The following is a 19,765-nucleotide window of genomic DNA, read 5'->3' on the forward strand; positions in this document are numbered from 1 at the left end:
CCCCTTTGGAAAATAGGTTAGGAACTTGTTTCTAGGTTAATTTTACAATGAAATTAGATATGATGCAAATAAAAAAATCACCAAGACGAAATACTGGTGATTTTTTATATGTTTTGACAACTTTATAGTTTTTGATTTTGAGCGGGTAGGGGGAATCGAACCCCCATCTCAACCTTGGAAGGGTCGCATAAGAGCCATTATACTATACCCGCTTTGGTTTCAACTTTACATATTATAATTGAATTATTTCTTTTGTCCAGAATGGACAAATGCAGTTTTTATTTTATTTAACTGATTTTTTTGCCTCATTAAAACGAGCGGTTACAACATGCCAGCAAACTACTTTCATAAATGCTTCAATATAATCTGCTTTTTTTATTTCATAATCTCCAATATAAGCATGCTCAAAAACATCCATAACTAAAATCGGAACACAGCCAACCAGGTGCCCGCTATCATGTTCATTTATCCAAACATTAAAAAGTCTGCCGGCTATTTTGTCATAATAAAGAATCACCCATCCGATACCGCGCATGGCTCCCATGCTTTTGAAATCTTTTTCCCACATTGCAAATGATTCCCACTCCTGTTTTATTTTTTTGCCAAGATCACTGTCCAGTTCCATTTTTGATCCACCTTTCATCATGTTCTCAAAATAAAGTTCGTGCAGGCGCATACCATCAAATTCCCATCCCAGCCTTCTGTTTAATTCACTGAATACTGGGCCTTCAAATTTTCCTTCTTTTTCCATCCCCATCAAAATTTCATCGAGTTTATTGAAATTGTTGACGTATCCTTGGTACAATGTGAAATGATTTTTTAATAATTTTTCTGAAAAGCCTTCTATGCCTAAAAGTTTTTCAAAATTTTTTGTTTCGTACATATTTTTCTGGTTATAATTTATTGATATGTTTTATTACAAATTATTTATTTTATTTATTCCAGTATAAATCTCCAGATATATTCCTTGCAGTGCTTGGCATAATCTATTCCGACTCTTTTTTCTTTTTTTATTTGAGATTGTTTGATATTAATTCCTTTTTCTAACCATAACTTCTCGCCTTTTATAATATTCCAGCCATTGAGTTTCCTGTCTATTTTCAGAATTTTACATAATTTTCCCGGACCGTTTGTTTTTTTATAATCCACGCCCTCTATTTTTACGCTCCTGATTAAAACAGCTGCTGGAAAATCTTTTTTCTCAGTTATGATATTCAAACAATGATACATTCCATAGATCATATAAACATATGCCTTGCCTGCTTCGCCAAACATAAGTTCCGTTCTGGGCGTTCTGCCTTTAGAAGCATGCGACGCTAAATCATCTTCACCCATATAAGCCTCTGTTTCTACAATCATCGCTTTAATAATTTTTCCATTTATTTTCCTAATCAAAAAACAGCCCAACAAATCCTGGGCAACCTTTAAAGTATTTCTTTTATAAAAGTTTTTATTGAGCATGGTTTTTTATTGCTTTTTCATAAACTTCCAGCATTTTTTCGGCACATATTTTAGAAGTATATTTTTCTCTGGCAATTCTGGCGGATTCTTGCGACATTTTATTTCGTAAATCTTTATCAGTCATAAGTTTTTGGATAGCTCTAATAAATTCGCTCTCGTTTTCAGAAGTTAGGATGCCATTTATGTTATTTCCTACCAAACTTTCCACACCCGGAGCTTTAACGGCCACAATCGGCAAACCGACATACATCGCTTCAGTTATAATCATACCCTGCGTTTCCGATTTGGAAGCATAAACAAAAATATCTCCAGCCGCATAATAATTTTTTATTTCTTGGTGAGTGATTATTCCGGCAAAAATAATTTTGTCTTCTAAATTTTCTTCTTTAACTCTTTTCTTCAATTCAGGAAGAAGATATCCATCTCCTGCCAATAGAAATTTAGCTAATTTATTTTCTTTGAGAATTTTCAGGACTGCTTCAAAAACAAAATTAATATTTTTTTCAGTTGTCAGACGTGAAACTAAAATTAATAAAATTTCATTTTCTTTAGTTTCGTATTTTTCACGAATTTCATTTCTATCTGTATTTAGAAATTCTTTTTCCATAACTCCCGTTGCAATCGGAATTATTTTATTGTTCATTCCCCATTTCTGAATAATCAGCGCTACTGATTCAGTTGGCACAATAATAGTATCCACTTTATTGGCATATTTGACTGCATTATTAATTGCCCACTTGGCCACTATTTTTGCCGGTAAAAAAGGCACAAAATTCGTATATTGATCATAAAGAGTGTGCCAAGTGAAAACCAGTGGAACGTTTTTTTTCTTTGCCCATCTGGCAGCTGCCGAGCCTAAAAGATTAGGATGCTGGGAATGAATAATATCAATGTCTAAATCTTCCAAAATTTTATTAATTTTGTGTGAATATGGAATCGGCAAAGGAAAACGAAATTTTATATTTATATCAAATGATGGGTAGCGAAAAATGTTTTTATTTATATCCTTATAATCAGAATATTTCGGAGCAAAAATAAAAACCTCGTGTCCGAGGGATTCGAATTCTTTCCTGAATGTTTCCACCGACATAGGCACACCATAAACATTAGGCAGATAATTATTGGTAAAAATTGCAATGCGCATAGGCCTTAACAATTCTTAATTATTATTCAAAAAATTAAGAATGTCTTCAAATACATGCTCATTTTTTATATCAGAAATGAAAGTATGATAAGCTTTTGAAATATATCTTTTTTCTTTTATTTTTGATCCTATTTGATTATAAATATTTTCCAAACTATTTTTTTCCACAAGATGGTCGTGCGTAGATTGCATAATAAGACATGGCTGTATTATTTTTTCCATATTTTTTTTGGATTCCTTTATCAGAGCAAATGTTTCGAAAGCATTTTTAATAGGATATGACTGATAAGCAATGAGTCTTGTTATAGTAGACCTCGATCCAAATGTAGGGGGATAAAATTTTTTATTATATTCTTTGAAAAGACTCGTGAATCTCCCCCATAGCTCCAGTATTTTTTCAAATTTCATCCTATATGGAGTTGCCATAAGAACTAAACCAGAAATTTCCGGGTTTTCTTTGGCAAACACGATTGTCAAGCTTGACCCTATAGAAGTTCCGGCAATATATATTTTTGGACACACTTCTTTAAGTTTTTCATAACCAAGCTGTATATCATTTATCCATGTTTGCCATTTAACGTCTTCGAGATCTTTAGGCACTGTTCCATGACCGCTAAGCTGAATCCCTAAAACCGTGTATCCGTTTTCATTTAGATATTTACCCAAACGCCTTAATTCATAAGGAGTACTTGTCCAGCCATGAACAAGCAGAACACCTTTTCCATTTGTGCCTTCGAAAAAAAACGGCTGATTTAATAAGTGCCGCTCCTTTTTATACAAAAGCTTGGGATCTGCAAAAATGATACTTTTAGCTTTTCCAACAGCTTTTTCCGCTAATTTTACAATTTTTTGTACCATATTAACTTATAAGCACAATTTTACTCTTTTTAATCATTTAAGCAAGAAAAAAGGAGGCTTATTGTTGTGCCTCCTTTTACAAATTTTAACCATTGTTATGTTTTGTATTTTTGGATTTTGTAAGTTCCGTCACTGAAAATATTCATGATTAGAAACCCTCCTCCAATTCCCATCATACCCCATGGAGCCGGAACCAAAATTGTTTTATATTTCCGACAAAGATCACGGTATACCGGAGAAAACATTGCAATCTTTCTCGAAAATTCCGCATGCAAATGTCCGTGGATGATGGCAATGATTTTATCGCAGTGAGAGTCCATAATCATCCTTAAAGACGTTTCTTTCGATAAGGCTGTAGGATCATGCAATAGAATAAAAACCTTCTTAGCACCGTTACCCAGCTCTTTTGCCAGAAAATTTTCTTGCTCTAATTTTAAATCCTGGAGTTCTTTTTCGCTTTTCTTGTTAACATTTCTTACTAAGTTTGTAGCAAGAAAAATAAATTTTGTTTCCTTAACATAAAAAACTCCAAAAGGCCTACCTATAAGATAATTGGCTACTTTAACGCTTTTAGCAGATAGTCCTCCTTTTTCAGTACCGATTTTTATTCCTGCTTTTTTCTTAAGATTAAATTTATAGCCAGCATCATGATCTCCCCAAACCAATTCTTTCTTACAAATTATCTTCTCTAGTGTTTTTTTAAAATCAAGATATTGAATATGGGTCTTCCTCGCTAACATACCGCTTTCATTTGCTCCTGGGGTATAATCCCCCAGCCCAATCAGACGATCGAATGGCTGCAAGTCAATTAGTTTTTTAACAAGTGCAAAAAAAGATCGCTGTGTTTTTTTGTCCCAAAAATTAAGAAATTTTTTAACCAAACCACCAGAAGAATTGATTTTTTCTAACCAATCACATATTGGCGGGAACCACTTTTCTTCTTTTTTTTCACTACTCGTTGAAAAATGAGGATCAGAAAAAAAAGCAATTGTTGCAATAATGTTTTTCATTAGGCACCCCCGTTGTATTTTTATTTTTATAATTTAAAATTTTTAAAGATCAACACATGATATTATAATCTATTGTAAAAAAAGTCAAGAAAAACCGCTCAAGCTTGTACGGTTCATTTTTTAAATTCTATATTTTTATTTCTCTTCCCTTAAAAGCTTTCTTGACTGATATTTTTTATAAAAAGTAATGATTGCAAAAGAAGTAATGGTTATTATTGCTATAACCCAACCTATCCAATCTATATACCCTTTTATGCTCCTCCATAGATAACCATAAAAATATCCCATTGCCACTAATGACCCGCTCCAAATGATTCCTCCTAAAAAAGAATACTTCAGGAATTTCTTGAAATCCATTTTCACAATTCCAGCTGCAGTGAACGTTGCCCAGCACAATCCGACTGTTGATTTTACTACAAAAATCGTCTTGCCTCCGTGATTTTGAAAATATCTTTCCATTTTTTCAACTAAATCCTCCGTGATGCCTATATATTTTCCGACATGTCTTACGAAATGCATCCCGTATTTATAACCAAGACCATAAAGAATAACATCCCCAATAACATCTCCCAAAATTGAAAGTATAAGCACCCATGGCCAAAAAAATGCGCCCAGAGACGCCAGCATGGCGGAAATTAATGTCACCACTGGACCCTCAAGTGTCATCAGTGGTAGCATAGCCCAATAGCCATATGTTTTCAGAAATTCAAAAATATGTTGTCCAGTTTGATCCATAAGCAATTTTTATATGACCTTAATTTATCATATTTTAAGACAATTTAAAAACCCTGTTTTTCGTGTTTAAAAAACAGGGTTTTCTTGGCGTAAGATACAATTTTTTCATCTTATAAGGTAAAGTAGACTTCTGCCTCTGGAGACAGGGAACCAATGCGCTGACATTCATTACCTTCGAGCTTCATGACCTCAAATTCCTTATCTTCTTGAGCTCCGATAGCAACAATAGTTCCATTGTTAAGTCCGTTTTTTCGTAGAACATCTAAGCCATTCTGAGAAAAAAGCTGGACTTCTTCTGACTTACCATCAATTTCAAAGATAAGTACTCCAAGAACTTTTACCATGGGCTCTTTTATTGCTTTGAGCTTAGGTAGCATAGCAACAGTAAGTCTTTTTTTAACGCACTTTCCGCTGACTGTTTTTCCTGTAACAAAAGCTTCGAAAGGTTTCATGTCCTCTAACCCCATGTCTTTTTCATACCTTTCAACGCCGATAACTTTCGTATCTACAGGCAACACTTCCCATTCTGTTTCCACAACAGGAATCCCCCAAAGTTTTTCTCCATTGGGACCCATGACTTTTATTTCTTCACGAGAAATCAGATTAGATAGCCTTCCTTTTTTATTTCTGATTTTTTCTTTATATTCTTCCTGTTTTTTTTCAAGTGCGAGTTTCTGCTCCGCCTCCATTCTTTTCGTTTTTAATTTTTGTTGAGCAGTTAAATATTTTTTTTCGTCATCTGAAAAAACATACCTCATTCCGAGTTGCCTGGCGATCGATTTTTTTATATATATAAGATCAGCCAGTTTCCGGCCTCCTACAAAAAGCGCAATTTCCGTAGATTCCCTAACCTTATCTTTCATGAGATCCAAGGTTGGTATAACTTTATAAATTATGCCCCATCTTTCGGAAATAATTACATGTTCCTTAATTTCTTCATGAAAAATAAGTTTGGATATTCTTGTTTTTTGCCCTTCAATTTTTTTATGCCGCCAGAGTTCTTGCCCGGACTGATCAAAGATCATGGAAATTAAAGAATCATCATCTGAAAACTCCTTGTGATTGCAGAAAACAACATTCAAATGATTGCCATTATTGTAAGTTATTTTCCCCATCATTGTTTCCTTTAGAGAATCCGGTTTGTTTTCAAATCTAATCAGTTCTGTTTTTATTACTGCATTATCTGTATTAACTGTATTCATTTTTTCCTCCAAAAAATTAATAAAAATGGTTAAGTTTGTAAACAACTTTTTCCTACGCCAATCCAAAAAGCTTAATACAAAAATAAAAAACAGTCAATACAAACAAAAGACAAGGCTTCTAGCCCTTGCTCTTTTGGCAGCCATATGCTTGGTACTGGCTAATGCCCACAGAAGAAGATGGATAAACTTAACACAAATTTTAGCCTTTATATGCATAGGAGTTGACAGATTTTTATGAATTGCTATCATATAGGCATACCTACCCCCCAGGTATATTAATTAAAAAAATAATTAAGAAACTATGATTAAAGAAGACAAAAAGAAGAAGATTCGTATCGGCTTCAAGAAAGCTTCCGGCTTGCTTTCAAAAATTAGCGAGATGGTTGAAAAAGACTGTTACTGCATTGATGTAATGCAACAGAATTTAGCTGTTATTGGTCTTCTAAGGTCAGCGCACGAGATGCTCATGGAGAATCATCTTAATACTTGCTTCAGATCTGCTATGGCTTCCAAAAATGAAAAAAAGAAACAGCAAATGATAGGAGAAATTTTAAAGGTAACAAATTTATATAATAAATAATATGAAGCAACAAGAAAATACTTGCTGCGTAATCACAAAAGATAAAAAAAGCCAAGGAATTTTGTCTGGCATATTATATGGTTTGATTCCCCATTCTTTTTGTATTGCCTTCATTATATTTTCAACTGTCAGTGCTGTTGCTGCAAGCACATTCTTGAAAAGATTTTTGCTTATTCCAAATTTTTTTTATTTTTTAGTTTTTGTTTCATTTCTACTGGCTACAGCATCTTCTGCGATTTATCTTAAAAAATGTAGCTGCCTATGCGCTTCCGGCATAAGAAGCAAATGGAAATATATAACTGCGCTTTATTTTTCGACAATTATGGTTAACTTATTAATGTTTTTTGTCGTTTTCCCGTTCTTAGCTAATGCGTATCAGAAAAAACCGGTTGTTCAAGGAGAAAGTTCTTCTAATTTATCACTTAGTGTTCAGATTCCTTGCTCAGGCCACGCTACTTTAATAATAGACGAAATTAAAAAAGATAGCGGCGTACAGTCTGTAGAATTTAATACTCCCGGTATTTTTAAAATAAAATATGATCCTAATGAAACATCTCAAGAAAAAATAGCCTCAGCAGAAATATTTAAGACATATAAGGCAACAATCAATTAGAAATGGTAGCCCCGTATTAAATATAGGGGCAAAAAGGTCGAACATTTAATAGTTTTACGTCGCGAAAAAACTATTAGACCATTTAATTAACAAATTTATTAAATCATTTTAAAAATATGAGTAACGAAAAAAAAGAAACTTGCAGCTGTGGATGTGGGTGTGACTGCGGGTGCGGAAATGGGAAAAAATGCACCTGCGAGCCAGAATGTAAATGCGGTTGCAATAAATAAATCCACAAAAAAACAGAACTCTAAAAAGGTTCTGTTTTTTAATTGATAAAGTCTAAAATAATGTAGCCCTAAGGGGAATTCCGCGTCGTTTTCTGCTGAAAACTTCTTGCCCTGGGCAGCGCTGAATGTTCGCACTTGCTCGCATTCATCGCTACTCACCTAGCTCGCCTTCGCTCGCTGTTCGTTTCTGCCCGTTCGATTCCCCTTAGAAAATACGAACAAATTAAAAACTCCTGCACGAGGAGTTTTTAATTTATCTGTAGCCCTTGAGCTCGTTCATTGGAAAATGGTATTAAGAGAAATGAGAAAATGGAACAGATTAAAAAAAGGCCTAGATCCCTTTCTTATAGAGGAATTACTGGAAAATCCGGAAGTATTAAGAAGGAAACAAATTAAGGAATTATATAAAGCTTATGTGAAAGTATAATGTGAAAAGTGTTTGGGGTTATGAAAGCTGATAAGTTTTATAGTAAAAAATAAATCAAATAAAAAACCAGGCTTATCGTACCTGGTTTGGATCAGTTATGATCACGTTTTGTTCTTGTTTAAATTGGAGATTCAAATTGAATTGACTTGAGTTTATTTCTTACAAAATCGCTGTATGTTTTCAAGCACCGTTCTTTTGTGGTATTAAAATCTTCATCAAAACACATCTGCGATTCGAGATCCACTCCGCAATTGCGCAGAAATAAGATTACTTGCCTAGCGCTGTCCCAGGCTCCCTCTTCTGCCTCAAGAGAGTTAATGACAAGTTCAGGAAAGTTTTTGTGTTTAAGCAAAAATTTATTTATTTTTTCTGCAGGTATGTCTTTGATCAAAAGATTTTCAATTATTCGAAAAATTTTTTCTACTTCACAGAAGAACCCTCCTTTTCTTTGCCACGTATGCGCAATTTCATGAAACAGGCTTAGCATGCCTCCTTTTTCAATCAAGTTTTCGTACGCAACTGTACCTTCCAAAGCGGAATCAAACATTGAAAAACCTATGTCATTTTCTCTGCGTTTTATGAATTTGGTTCCATTGTAATCCTCTAGGTTCCTACATTTATCAAAGACTATTTTCCCTCTTTCCCCATTTTTACATGGAATCATTACGGAAGGCCTGAAGAAAAAATTTTTATCAGCAGGTAATAGTTGTTGTAAATCCAGATACATCCCTGTTTTCAAGTCTTTAAACACAAGAAAAGAATAAGGGAAGTTGTTTTCTTTAGAAAAAAAGTTAAAGACCGTTTCTCTTAAAGAAGAAGCTCCGTCTTCTCTGATAAATCCAAAATCTTTCCTTTGAAGTGTTCGTCCGCTTTCAACTCCGGTGGCTACTGATGTCATAAAGTCTCTGTCCCCATATAATAAAGCTTCTTTCCAGAATTCAAATTCTTGGGGCGTTGCTTTTTCTTTAAGCTTTTTTAGCCCTTGTAACCATTGTGTAATTTGTCCGATTACGCTGTTTTCCATTTCCGGATAAACAGGATCGTATAGTTGTCCATTTTCAGAAACGGATACAACCTTACAGAACAGTTTTTTTGCGCAATCGCCCAGGACAATAGACTTGAGTATTTTTTCTCTAAGCTCATAGAATTCCTCGTTGTTTAATATGCCGTCAAAATGTTCCTTTTTGATTAAGCTCAATAAATATTCCATTAAATTACTCCCTCCTTATTCAATTGTTAAGATTGCTATCTAAAATCTGACAATAGATAATATAACCTATTGATATTATTGTCAATTTTAGGTAAAGAAAAAATTTGAAGATAAAAAGGAGGCAAAAATAATGTCACGAAATCCACTCAAACTCGCTATAATGAGAATATGGGCTAAATAGACAAAATTGCTTCCGCAACCAAATGACCCAAAACTCACTATAATTAGAATAGGGGCAGATTCTGCTGTTCAAACAAAAAATACTATCTGAAAGGACAGTATCTTGAGTGAATATTTATCAAAGAGTTCTAACTCTTGCTTAAAACTTGGCAAAATTTTTGGTAAGGGTTTTAAAAGTGGGGGGATTTGTAGCCCTAAGGGGAATCGAACCCCTGTTATCAGGATGAAAACCTGGTGTCCTAACCACTAGACGATAGGGCCATAATAAAATAATAACATTGGGCAGCTTAACATAAAGAATACAAATAGTCAAAGGATTCTTGACAAAATATGAATTAAGCTTTACTATACCTAGTCAGCTTTAAAGATATTTATTTCCAAAAATATGAAAAAGCTTATATTTGCAGTTGTTTTTGCCAGCATTTTCTTCATTTCCAGCTTGGTTCTGGCTGAAGACACAACTAATGAAGGTTCTTTAGCAGAAGCTTGGATAGCCATTAATGCTCTGAAAATGCAGGTTGCCGAATTACAGACCAAACAGAATATAGAGAAAAATCCGGATTATTCCGATGTCGTTTCCGGCAATTTTGTAAAAGTTTCAGAGGACACATCTGTTTCAAAAAATCATAGGAATGTACCTCAATCCGAACATTATGTTATGGGAAACTTAATGATTCAATAAATCTTTTCTGATATTTTCAAAAAAATACTCCTATTCGTCGGATGGCAGATGGAGTATTTTTTAATTATTATTCGAATTTATCCTGCTCTACTACTTCAAGCAACTTTTTCTTCGCTCGATTTATGAGAGTTCCGATAGTATTAACTGGTTTTTTAAGTAGATGCCCGATATCTTCATATGAATATTCCTGAAAATATCTGAGTTTTAATACTTGCTGATATTTTTCAGGAAGTTTTTTCAACGCTCTGTCAATTTCTCTGACAATTTCCAGATGTTCCCATTTTTCTTCTATTATCTCACCATTGTAGGCCAGATCTAATTTGTCCTTGCTTTTTGTTATATCATCCCATGAAACTAAATGGCGCCTGTTTTTTTGCTTAAGAAAATTTATAGTTTCATTATGGGCAATTCTGTATATCCAGGAAGAAAATTTTCGCGAAGTATCAAAATTATTTATGTTTTTATACATTTTTGAAAAAACATTTTGTAAAACATCTTCGGCTTCTTCTTTATTTCTGACTAGATGAAAAATATATATAAAAAGTTTTTTTCGATAGCGGGAAAATAATTCCTTGAAGTTTTCTTCTTCTTGAATGCTTGATACAAGATCATTATCACTTAAAATTCCACAGCTATTATTCCTGTGATAAAATTTTTTGTTTGATTTAAGCTCCAAAAATCTCAAAGGAAAATCAGTTTTACGGCCGAAAACAACAGCTTTTAAAGTTGCCTTATCCGAGACTTTGGCCAAATTATTTTTTCCCCGTATTAAGCTTTTCTTTTTTCTTGCCATATGATATTATCGTTTAAATGTACATAATAAAAGGCAAAAAATCTTTGTCTATAAGCATATTCTATTAAGGGGACTTTATGTTACAATAATAATACTTATATGTCAATATTCGGCAAAAAAAAACTTATTTTAGCGATTGAAACATCTTGTGATGAAACGGCTGTTTCTGTTTTGTGTGCTTCAAAAAATTGGCTAAAAATTATTTCTAATGAAGTCTCATCACAAGTAAAATTACATGCTAAATGGGGCGGAGTTGTGCCTAATTTAGCTGCCCGCGAGCACATAAAGAATATCGCTCCGCTTTTTGAGCTATCCTTAAGGAATGCTGATGTTTCTATGAAAGATATTGATATTATTGCCGTTACGCAAGGTCCGGGACTTATCCCTGCACTTATGATTGGTAATAATTTTGCAAAAACACTTTCTTATTTGTGGGAAAAACCTCTTCTAGGAATTCACCATATTGAGGGACATATTTATTCTAACTTTATCGGCAAATCTAAATTTAAAGTTTTCTTTCCTGTTTTGTGTTTAGCTGTTTCAGGTGGTCATACACAACTAGTACTTATGAAAAATCATTTGGATTATGAAATTGTTGGACAAACATTAGACGATGCTGCTGGTGAAGCTTTCGATAAGGTCGCCAGAATTTTAAATATAGGCTATCCGGGAGGACCTGCAATTGCCAGCTGGGCCACCAAAAGCAAGGATTCTGGTTCAAAATTTAAAATTAAACTGCCTCGTCCAATGATAAATAAGAATAATTTTAATTTTTCATTTTCCGGATTGAAAACTGCGGTTCTTTATGAAACTAAAAAAAATCCCGACTTATTAAAAAACACAAAATATATTGCTGCTATTTGTAATGATTTTCAGCAATCGATAATCGACGTGCTCACAAAAAAAACATTAAGAGCAGCAGAAAAATACAGGCCTCGAACAATAATGCTGGCTGGTGGTGTGAGTGCCAATAAAGAACTCAGAAAACAACTTGGCAAAGCCATTAAAAAATATATGCCTGATGTTTTATATAGGAATCCTGATATAAAATTAACTGGAGATAATTCTGCTATGATTGCAGCTGCCGCTGCTATTCGTTGGCAAAAAATATCCAAATCACAAAGAAAAGAATCTCTAAATGCATGGAAAAAAATTCAGCCAGACGCTAATTTAAGATTGAAATAAAACAGCTAAACTGCTACCATAAAAATGTGCAAAGACAAGACTCCTGAATTTAAAAATATTCAGAATAATTAAAAACAAAAAAGATGAATCAGATCGAATCTTTCTTTTGGGGAATTATTGCAGCACTAAGCGCACTCATAGTAGAAATTATTTTTTACACAATAATTTTGTTTTTTATGGGCAAAACAACAGCCTCTTTGTCTCAATTCTTTACTTTTCCTGAATTTATTGCTGTTTTTGCTTTTATTGAAGAGTTTTTCAAATATATTGTTATTTTCAAAAGAATTCATCTACCATCTGTAAAAAAAACCGGATTAGTAGACATATTTTCTATAGGTTTTGGGTTTTTTCTTTTTGAATCAACACTTATTATTTCCACTAAAACACTGTCCTCCTTCTGGCCATTGTTAGAAATTTCAATTGTACATATTGGAACTGCAATTTTAATAGGAAGCATTTTAATTATCAGAAAGACTTCTAATGTAGTGACTAATTTTGTATATGCTATGGCCGCTTCGTTATTTTTCCATGTTGCATACAATTTCTTATCTATAGACAGATATTCGACTTATACTTATGGAATATTTTTTATTTTAGGATTACTTATTATCGTAAATTTAGGTATTTTTTTATACTTTAAAAAAATAACCTCAAAAACAATCTCTGAACAATTTTGAAATATAAGCTTGCAACAAAGACAGAACCATAATATAATGTCAGTAAGGAAAAATGCAAAATAATTCTTAACAAAGAATCAATGGCTGTCCTGCATTAGGCAGAAGAGTGTCAAAGATTCATAAGTTTATTATGTTAAAAACAAAAAAATCGTTTTTTGAACGTGTAACTGGATCAACTTCAATTGAACCTGAGAGCAGGAATAATGAGCGACCCATGTCTGTTTTTTCAGAAGAAGAGGAGGCTCAAATGATTATGAACGCCGAACCAAAGCGAAATATGTATGTAGAAGAAGAAAGCTTCTCTAGCGATGCAGAAGGACAACTAACCATAGATGTATACCAGACTGACAATGAAATTGTCATAAAATCAACAATTGCTGGCGTAAAACCAGAGGATTTGGATGTTTCGATTAATAATGACATGGTAACTATAAAAGGTGAACGCAAAAATGAAGAAGTTGTAAATGGTGAAAATTATTACTATCAAGAGTGTTACTGGGGCAGTTTTTCTCGTTCAGTGGTTCTGCCCGTAGATATACTTACAGAAAAATCAGAAGCTTCTTTAAAAAACGGTATTTTAACCATTCGTTTGCCAAAAGCTGATACCAGAAAAGTTAAGAAGATACAGGTACGTGGATTTTAAAAAAATTAGAAACTTTAAAAAAAGAGAACCTATATGGTTCTCTTTTTTAGCTTTAAACAAAAATTGTCCTTGTTATTCATTGAAAAATAAAGTATTCTTAAATTATGTATAGGCGCTATTATTACTTACTTATTTCAATTTTTTTATTATCCTCTCCTTCAATAGCAATGGGAGAGAATTTTCAATATGAAACAGCTAAAAACACCCTGCCTTATGATATTACGAATATAATATTAGAAGTTGATAATTATTCTGAATCTGTGACGAAAAACACAATTGAATCGTGGGTAAAAAAAACCAATTCATTGTCTATTTCAAGTATATCTAAATCTGAAATTGAAAATAATTCATATTGCCCGGTAGATAAAATATTTTGCGAATTAACATTAACCAGCAAACAACGCCAGCATATGAGAATTTTTTCTCAAAAATATATAGATATCCCAACGCTCAATTTTTTCCTAGAAGACCTTGCTAGAAGAGTCAACCGTGATCCAGTAAATGCCAAGTTTGCAATTGAAAATGGAAAAGTAACTGCCTTTTCTAAATCTCAGAATGGCATTGCTCTCGATGTACAAAAAAGCACTGAGGTTATTTTGAATGCATTAAAAAACAGCCAGGCATCTTCTCAGAAAATAACTCTGCCTTTTGAATACGCAAAGCCTGAATTTGATTATGCTGACATTAATAATTTAGGAATTTCATCCCTTATCGGAGAAGGAACATCTAATTTCAGGGGTTCGCCTAAAAACAGAATACATAATATCAAAGTAGCAACAGAAAGATTCAATGGAACAATTATAAAGCCTGGGGAGGAGTTTTCTTTTACAAAAATCTTGGGAGATGTGGATGCTGACCATGGATATTTGCCTGAACTTGTAATAAAAAAGGGAGTGACGGAGCCTGAGTTTGGTGGAGGAATTTGCCAGGTTTCAACTACTGCATTCAGAGCTGCGCTTTATTCCGGACTCAAAATAACTGCTCGCAGAAATCATGCCTACCCGGTTTCTTATTATAACCCACAAGGAATGGATGCAACTGTTTATGTTCCTCAACCCGATCTAAAATTCATAAATAATACTCCTGGACACATTCTGATTCAGACTAAAATTGAGGGAACGGTTTTGACTTTTGATTTTTATGGCACAGATGATGGTAGAAAAACAACCATAGACGGACCAACTATAACCGAAAGGCAACCGGATGGTGCCATGAAAGCAACTTTTACTCAACATGTCTTTGACAGAGATGGAAAAGAGTTTATTAAAGATATTTTCAATAGTTCTTACAAGTCACCGTATCTATATCCTCATCCTGGAGGTCCAATATTGACAACTAAACCATCGAATTGGTCAAAAGATGAGTGGAAAAATTATAAAAAAATGTTAAGAGACATGGATAAGCCATCTGAATAAGTTTAGTATTTTTAAATAACAATAAACAACATTGACTAAGCGGCTATTTTTTAGTAGGATTATTTCGTTGTTTAAATTTTGCGCTGTTAGCTCAGTTGGTAGAGCAGATCCCTCTTAAGGATATGGTCGGGGGTTCAAATCCCTCACAGCGCACACGATATTCCCCATAGTCATGGGGTTTTGCCCCCATAGCTCAATGGATAGAGCAACAGCCTTCTAAGCTGAAGATATAGGTTCGATTCCTGTTGGGGGTACTGGTTTAAAAAGAAGTATGCAGAGTGGCGGTCATCGTCTAGCGGCTAAGACATCGGTTTGTGGTACCGAGAATCTGGGTTCGATTCCCAGTGGCCGCCCCCCTGTATATTTCTATAAAAAGCAATGCGCTCTTAGCTCAGCTGGATAGAGTGTCTGGCTTCGAACCAGAAGGTCGGGGGTTCGAATCCCTCAGAGCGCACAAAAAAAACACATGGCCGTGTTTTTTTGTTTTTATAATTTTTTTCGTTAATTTTCAGTATGCTTTAAATATATCTTTTACTGGCTGGTATTCCCTTAAAAATTCATCTTCTCTTAATGATATGTCATCAATAACGTTATTTAAGTCTTTTTCATTTAGCATTATTTTTTTGTTTTGTATATTCATATACTCCTGTTTTTTTTCACTGCTCCATTCTCCTGAATATATGTTTTTCCACCAAATATAACTACCTATTGCAATAAATCCAAGTAACACAACGAAGAATATATGAATGCGTATCTTTTTTACGCTCCTAATGAATACCTTTACAAAAGATATGCCGATAATTTTTATATTTATATTTGTTTTGTCTTTTAAGTTATATTTCATGTTATTGTTTTGTATAAAACACTATATCTAAAATAGCTTCTAAAACTTTTTCCTTTGGCTCTTCGGCTGTTTTTTTAGAATCAGCTGGTGAACTTTGATTAAATGGACTGCTGTTGTAATTAGTGTTCTCTTCGCTTTGCCTGATTTTAATGCCTACAATATCAAAATAATAAATAGTACCTTCAAGTTTATTTATGAAGTTTATTATATTATTGTAAAAACCAGTAAGAGATACTTGCATTTGTAGATATTCAGTACTTGGCAATTTGCTAATTAATGTCTCTTCTGCAACCTTTATACTCTTTGTATTTGAGGATTTTTTTTCTGGCTGTGAATTTTGCGCAGAAATTTTGATTTTATTATTGCTTTCCTGGGCAATTTTTTCTAATTTTTCTATTAAGGCTACGGGATTATTTTTGTCTAACAAAACATCTTCCAGGCTTCTATGCTCTTCTAAAGCATCGTATTGCTGTTTAATTTTAGGCAACTCTGTTAGTTTTTCCCTTAGCATTTCTTGATTCAAATTTCCTTCTTGAATTTGATCTTTGGTTTCTTCAATTTTCGATACGAGAGGCAATATTACAAAATAAAACAAAAATACAACCAGAATAGCATAGGCACTTATTGCAATAATTATTTTTTGGTTTTTTAAAAATTTTTTCATCTATCTTTCTTTAAACAATCTTCATTTATTAAAATGTCTATTTGAAAATCTACGTCTTCCTTGACAACAAGATTCGATATAGGAACATTGACATTTTCAAAACATGGTTCTGCTTCTAATTTACTTTTTAAATCCAAAAGATTATCACGATTTTTAGCTTTGCCTACCAAAAAAACATTAAAATCTTTTGTTGAAATATCTGTTACATAAACATCTTCCGGTAATATTTTACTAAATTGATTAAAAAAGTTTAACCAATATAGGTGTTTGGAGTGAATTTTATTAATATTCTGCACCAATAAATTTGTCTGTTTGAATTTTCCTTGGTATACCTCGAGTTGTTGATATTCTTTTTGTAATTTTTGATCATTATAAGCATCTAAAATAACATTTTTTTGCAGAGTAAGTATATAGTAAATACTAATAAGCATAGCTATGAGCACAATAGAAGGAATAATAAACAGTGATTCATCTTCTAAAACCCTAAGGAATAATTCCCTTTTTTTTATCTCCTTTTTTCTGTACGGTGGTAATAAATCAATATGTATTTTCATAATAATTTTATTTCAATACTAATCCTATCGCCGTAGAATATCTCAGGGATTGGTCTTCTTGTATTACCTTAGTATTTTTGTCTAACTTGATATTTATCCATGGATTACCTAATTCTATTTTACGTCCCAATTTTTCTGAAAGATAATTTAAGATACCTTTAGTGTTCGCTCCGCCTCCACATAATATTATATTATCTATACTTTTAGAATATTTCAGCTCTGTTAGATAAAAATTTATTGAACGTTCAATTTCTTGAACCAAATTTTTTAATACTGGCTCTTGCACCTTAAAAATAGACTCATCTTTAACAGCTTCTTTTTTATCATAGCCTATTCCGTAACTTATTTTAATTTTCTCTGCTTCTTCGAATGTAATTTTAAAATCTTTAGCAATAGCATCCGTAAGTGTTCTCCCGCAAATCGGAATACTAGAAGTAAAACACGGCAATCCTTTCATAACAATAGAGAAACTGGTACGATGAGCACCGATATCTATAATCATTGCAGTAGATTCTTCATCTTTATCGTTAAGCAGGCTGCGAGCTTGTGCAATTGACTCTATCTCTAACTTTATTGGCTCAAGTCCCGCTAATTCAAGGATCTCTATGACTTGATTGACAACTAATTTTGGCACAGCTGCGACAATGATATTTATCCTGTTTTTCTCTGAAAGAACAGACTTGGAAATTATTTGCCAATCATAAAATACTTGATCTAAAGGAAGCGGTATATTTGCCTCCATTTCCCATTTTATTGCTTCCTCTATTTCTGAATCACTCATGTGCGGCAAAGAAATTATGCGTAAAAAAGCCTTTGATTCAGGTAAAGAGCAAGCTACTTTATTTGTCCTTATTTTTTTGGGACCAGCAACGGATACAGCCTTTCTGATTACTGATATAACTTGGTCCTTTTTTTGGATTTCACCATTAATTATACATCCTGCCGGAATAGGACAGGTCGCGTAGCTTACTATATTTTTATAACTGCCGAAATCCTCAATTTTTACAACTCTAGCATAAAAATCACTCAGATCTAATCCGATAATATCAGACTCGTAATCAAAAATTTTTTTATTGAAAAAACTCATTTTTTGTTTTTAAACATTAATAAATAATTCTAGGTTTTTGATAAGTTTTTAACTTTTTCAAATTAGACCTGTTTTTATTTATTACTTTTTTGTATTTATTATTAAACTATTTATTTCTAAATAATCCCTTCTTTTTTATTATAACTCATCCCAAAGATCTATGAAATACTCAGTTCCTGTCGGAAAGTAAGGCGGAGGACAATATAATAAATTATTATTGAAATTATATGTCCTATCAGCAAAACCGCTGTTTCCGCTTTGGAAGTAGGGCTGTAAGTAAGAAGCAATCGCCCCATTAAAAACCAGGGAATATTTTCCTCCCATTCCATTAACTATGCCAACAAGCCCTGTTTGAGCTAATAGGGCAGCATCAACAGTAAAATTAGAAGGACAATCATTAAGAACTCGCACGTCTTTTTGCGCAACTAACCCCAGCATATTATCACAATTATAACTCGAGACACGTAAATTATTATTGCTTATACCTATGTATATATCGGCTAAATTCCCCGCTCCAGATAAATTAGCAGCTGCTATTGTTATTTTTTTGTTGCTTATAGAACCTTCGACCCAAGCATTGTTTTCTACAAAAATTACTCCTCCATCAATAATGGAATAATTGCTCAAGCAACTTTCACTACAAGAAGTACAATAGCCACTCATGTCATTTTTCCAATAACGAGTAATTGCATGGGTGTTTTTATTGGCCTCCATAACGGTACAAACATCGAAAGTCCCATTAGTTTTTAGTATGATTTTTCTGCCCAGTCCTGTTGAATCAAAATATCTCCCCTTCCCATTTTGTGCTTTTTTTTTCATATTAGAAAAATCTGCAGTTACTGAAGTAAAATTAACTTCTGGTGCCGGAAATTCTCTTCCGCCAACAAAAATATCTGAACGAATAGGTACAGTGCCCAATACCCAAGGATATGCTGGAGCTTTTGGATCTGCTGGGTTAACTGTGGTATGCACACCAAACTCCATCTCATTACCTCCATAAGATGGGTCATCAAATCTTGCAGGCAATGCACTTACCGTATTATAGGCAATACCATCAAAGCGAACTCCGAAATTAGAATGAACTTTACCATACACAGTAGACTGGTTTCCAAAATTAAGAAAACTATTGGATAAAAATAAATATTCACTCCAAGATGGCCTTCTGAATCTGACCTGAACAACTCTTTTTGCTGATGGTTTTTTATATGTCCAGCCAGTCGATTTAACCGTTAATATGGTTGAATTTGCTAATGGTTTTTGAACCTCCAGTCGATATCTTCCTACGGTAGCGCCTTCTGGATCATTGAAATCAGCTTCATAAGCAGAGCAAACACCCAAAGGACATCCAGAACCGGTTGTTTCCCAAAAATTTTCCATTTGTTCAGCTGTTTTACCTGAAATTTCATGTGCTAAATACCATCTATAGAAAAATACTCCTGATTCTGCAATCTGAAAAGCATTTTCACGTTCTACCCTATCCTTACTATAACTTACTTGCGATGTGATATAGCCTAAAAGCGAAGTAAGTATCATAGAAATAATTCCTACCATTACCAAAACTAGCATTAGGG

At 33.4% G+C, this 19,765-nt stretch carries 21 protein-coding genes and 6 tRNA genes; 11 read left to right on the plus strand and 16 right to left on the minus strand.

Annotation, left to right across the window (positions count from 1 at the left end; genetic code table 11):
* Positions 1–140: 140 nt before the first annotated feature.
* From PLR68_01785 to PLR68_01820, 8 genes are all read right to left on the minus strand, one after another.
* Positions 141–212: transfer RNA gene (locus PLR68_01785), tRNA-Gly, on the minus strand.
* Positions 213–283: 71 nt separating this feature from the next.
* On the minus strand, positions 284–883 hold the full coding sequence (locus PLR68_01790; GenBank protein HOW60468.1) for a Fe-Mn family superoxide dismutase: 600 nt from the start codon (positions 881–883) through the stop codon (positions 284–286).
* 53 nt (positions 884–936) lie between these two features.
* Complete coding sequence (locus PLR68_01795) at positions 937–1,461, minus strand: DNA-3-methyladenine glycosylase (protein HOW60469.1); 525 nt, start codon at positions 1,459–1,461, stop codon at positions 937–939.
* Positions 1,451–2,605, minus strand: a complete 1,155-nt coding sequence (locus PLR68_01800; protein ID HOW60470.1) for a glycosyltransferase — start codon at positions 2,603–2,605, stop codon at positions 1,451–1,453. Before PLR68_01800 ends, PLR68_01795 begins: the two co-directional genes overlap by 11 nt.
* 15 nt (positions 2,606–2,620) lie before the next feature.
* Positions 2,621–3,463 (minus strand): alpha/beta hydrolase, encoded by an 843-nt coding sequence (locus PLR68_01805; protein HOW60471.1) that lies wholly within the window; start codon positions 3,461–3,463, stop codon positions 2,621–2,623.
* Between the two features lie 95 nt (positions 3,464–3,558).
* Positions 3,559–4,473 (minus strand): metallophosphoesterase, encoded by a 915-nt coding sequence (locus PLR68_01810; protein ID HOW60472.1) that lies wholly within the window; start codon positions 4,471–4,473, stop codon positions 3,559–3,561.
* Between the two features lie 135 nt (positions 4,474–4,608).
* Positions 4,609–5,208 (minus strand): DedA family protein, encoded by a 600-nt coding sequence (locus tag PLR68_01815; protein HOW60473.1) that lies wholly within the window; start codon positions 5,206–5,208, stop codon positions 4,609–4,611.
* A gap of 110 nt (positions 5,209–5,318) precedes the next feature.
* On the minus strand, positions 5,319–6,410 hold the full coding sequence (locus PLR68_01820) for a hypothetical protein (GenBank protein HOW60474.1): 1,092 nt from the start codon (positions 6,408–6,410) through the stop codon (positions 5,319–5,321).
* A gap of 301 nt (positions 6,411–6,711) precedes the next feature.
* On the opposite strand from PLR68_01820, the gene PLR68_01825 reads away from it, so the two are divergent.
* Positions 6,712–6,990 (plus strand): metal-sensing transcriptional repressor, encoded by a 279-nt coding sequence (locus PLR68_01825; protein HOW60475.1) that lies wholly within the window; start codon positions 6,712–6,714, stop codon positions 6,988–6,990.
* 1 nt (position 6,991) lies between these two features.
* On the plus strand, positions 6,992–7,603 hold the full coding sequence (locus PLR68_01830; GenBank protein ID HOW60476.1) for a hypothetical protein: 612 nt from the start codon (positions 6,992–6,994) through the stop codon (positions 7,601–7,603).
* A gap of 775 nt (positions 7,604–8,378) precedes the next feature.
* On the opposite strand, the gene PLR68_01835 is transcribed toward PLR68_01830, so the two are convergent.
* On the minus strand, positions 8,379–9,470 hold the full coding sequence (locus PLR68_01835; protein HOW60477.1) for a hypothetical protein: 1,092 nt from the start codon (positions 9,468–9,470) through the stop codon (positions 8,379–8,381).
* A 369-nt stretch (positions 9,471–9,839) separates the two neighbouring features.
* Positions 9,840–9,911 (minus strand) — tRNA-Glu (locus PLR68_01840).
* Between the two features lie 124 nt (positions 9,912–10,035).
* Here PLR68_01840 and PLR68_01845 point away from each other — a divergent pair.
* On the plus strand, positions 10,036–10,332 hold the full coding sequence (locus tag PLR68_01845) for a hypothetical protein (protein HOW60478.1): 297 nt from the start codon (positions 10,036–10,038) through the stop codon (positions 10,330–10,332).
* A gap of 67 nt (positions 10,333–10,399) precedes the next feature.
* On the opposite strand, the gene PLR68_01850 is transcribed toward PLR68_01845, so the two are convergent.
* Entirely contained in the window at positions 10,400–11,125 is a 726-nt protein-coding gene (locus PLR68_01850) for an RNA polymerase sigma factor (protein HOW60479.1), read from the minus strand.
* A 99-nt stretch (positions 11,126–11,224) separates the two neighbouring features.
* On the opposite strand from PLR68_01850, the gene tsaD reads away from it, so the two are divergent.
* The 8 genes from tsaD (at position 11,225) to PLR68_01890 (ending at position 15,499) form a co-directional block, all read left to right on the plus strand.
* Positions 11,225–12,310, plus strand: a complete 1,086-nt coding sequence (tsaD, locus tag PLR68_01855; GenBank protein HOW60480.1) for a tRNA (adenosine(37)-N6)-threonylcarbamoyltransferase complex transferase subunit TsaD — start codon at positions 11,225–11,227, stop codon at positions 12,308–12,310.
* 83 nt (positions 12,311–12,393) lie between these two features.
* Positions 12,394–12,987 carry a hypothetical protein gene (locus PLR68_01860; GenBank protein HOW60481.1) on the plus strand — a complete coding sequence of 198 codons (594 nt, stop codon included), beginning with the start codon at positions 12,394–12,396 and terminating at the stop codon, positions 12,985–12,987.
* A 130-nt stretch (positions 12,988–13,117) separates the two neighbouring features.
* Positions 13,118–13,630: an Hsp20/alpha crystallin family protein gene (locus tag PLR68_01865; GenBank protein ID HOW60482.1), complete on the plus strand. Its 513-nt coding sequence runs from the start codon at positions 13,118–13,120 to the stop codon at positions 13,628–13,630.
* A gap of 104 nt (positions 13,631–13,734) precedes the next feature.
* Positions 13,735–15,045: a VanW family protein gene (locus PLR68_01870; GenBank protein HOW60483.1), complete on the plus strand. Its 1,311-nt coding sequence runs from the start codon at positions 13,735–13,737 to the stop codon at positions 15,043–15,045.
* 80 nt (positions 15,046–15,125) lie between these two features.
* Positions 15,126–15,198, plus strand: a tRNA-Lys gene (locus PLR68_01875).
* Between the two features lie 29 nt (positions 15,199–15,227).
* Positions 15,228–15,299: transfer RNA gene (locus PLR68_01880), tRNA-Arg, on the plus strand.
* A gap of 27 nt (positions 15,300–15,326) precedes the next feature.
* Positions 15,327–15,398: transfer RNA gene (locus tag PLR68_01885), tRNA-His, on the plus strand.
* A gap of 27 nt (positions 15,399–15,425) precedes the next feature.
* Positions 15,426–15,499 (plus strand) — tRNA-Arg (locus PLR68_01890).
* A 54-nt stretch (positions 15,500–15,553) separates the two neighbouring features.
* On the opposite strand, the gene PLR68_01895 is transcribed toward PLR68_01890, so the two are convergent.
* The 5 genes from PLR68_01895 to PLR68_01915 form a co-directional block, all read right to left on the minus strand.
* Positions 15,554–15,889 carry a hypothetical protein gene (locus PLR68_01895; GenBank protein HOW60484.1) on the minus strand — a complete coding sequence of 112 codons (336 nt, stop codon included), beginning with the start codon at positions 15,887–15,889 and terminating at the stop codon, positions 15,554–15,556.
* Between the two features lies 1 nt (position 15,890).
* The gene (gene gspM, locus PLR68_01900; GenBank protein ID HOW60485.1) at positions 15,891–16,553 is read right to left on the minus strand and encodes a type II secretion system protein GspM; all 663 of its coding nucleotides are present in this window, start codon (positions 16,551–16,553) and stop codon (positions 15,891–15,893) included.
* The gene (locus PLR68_01905; GenBank protein ID HOW60486.1) at positions 16,550–17,107 is read right to left on the minus strand and encodes a PilN domain-containing protein; all 558 of its coding nucleotides are present in this window, start codon (positions 17,105–17,107) and stop codon (positions 16,550–16,552) included. Before PLR68_01905 ends, gspM begins: the two co-directional genes overlap by 4 nt.
* 7 nt (positions 17,108–17,114) lie before the next feature.
* Positions 17,115–18,194, minus strand: a complete 1,080-nt coding sequence (pilM, locus tag PLR68_01910; GenBank protein HOW60487.1) for a type IV pilus assembly protein PilM — start codon at positions 18,192–18,194, stop codon at positions 17,115–17,117.
* A 138-nt stretch (positions 18,195–18,332) separates the two neighbouring features.
* Positions 18,333–19,760: a hypothetical protein gene (locus tag PLR68_01915; GenBank protein ID HOW60488.1), complete on the minus strand. Its 1,428-nt coding sequence runs from the start codon at positions 19,758–19,760 to the stop codon at positions 18,333–18,335.
* Positions 19,761–19,765 lie beyond the last annotated feature (5 nt).

This window comes from Candidatus Moraniibacteriota bacterium (assembly GCA_035390125.1).
Taxonomy (GTDB): Bacteria; Patescibacteriota; Minisyncoccia; order Moranbacterales; family GWC2-37-73; genus DAOOTD01.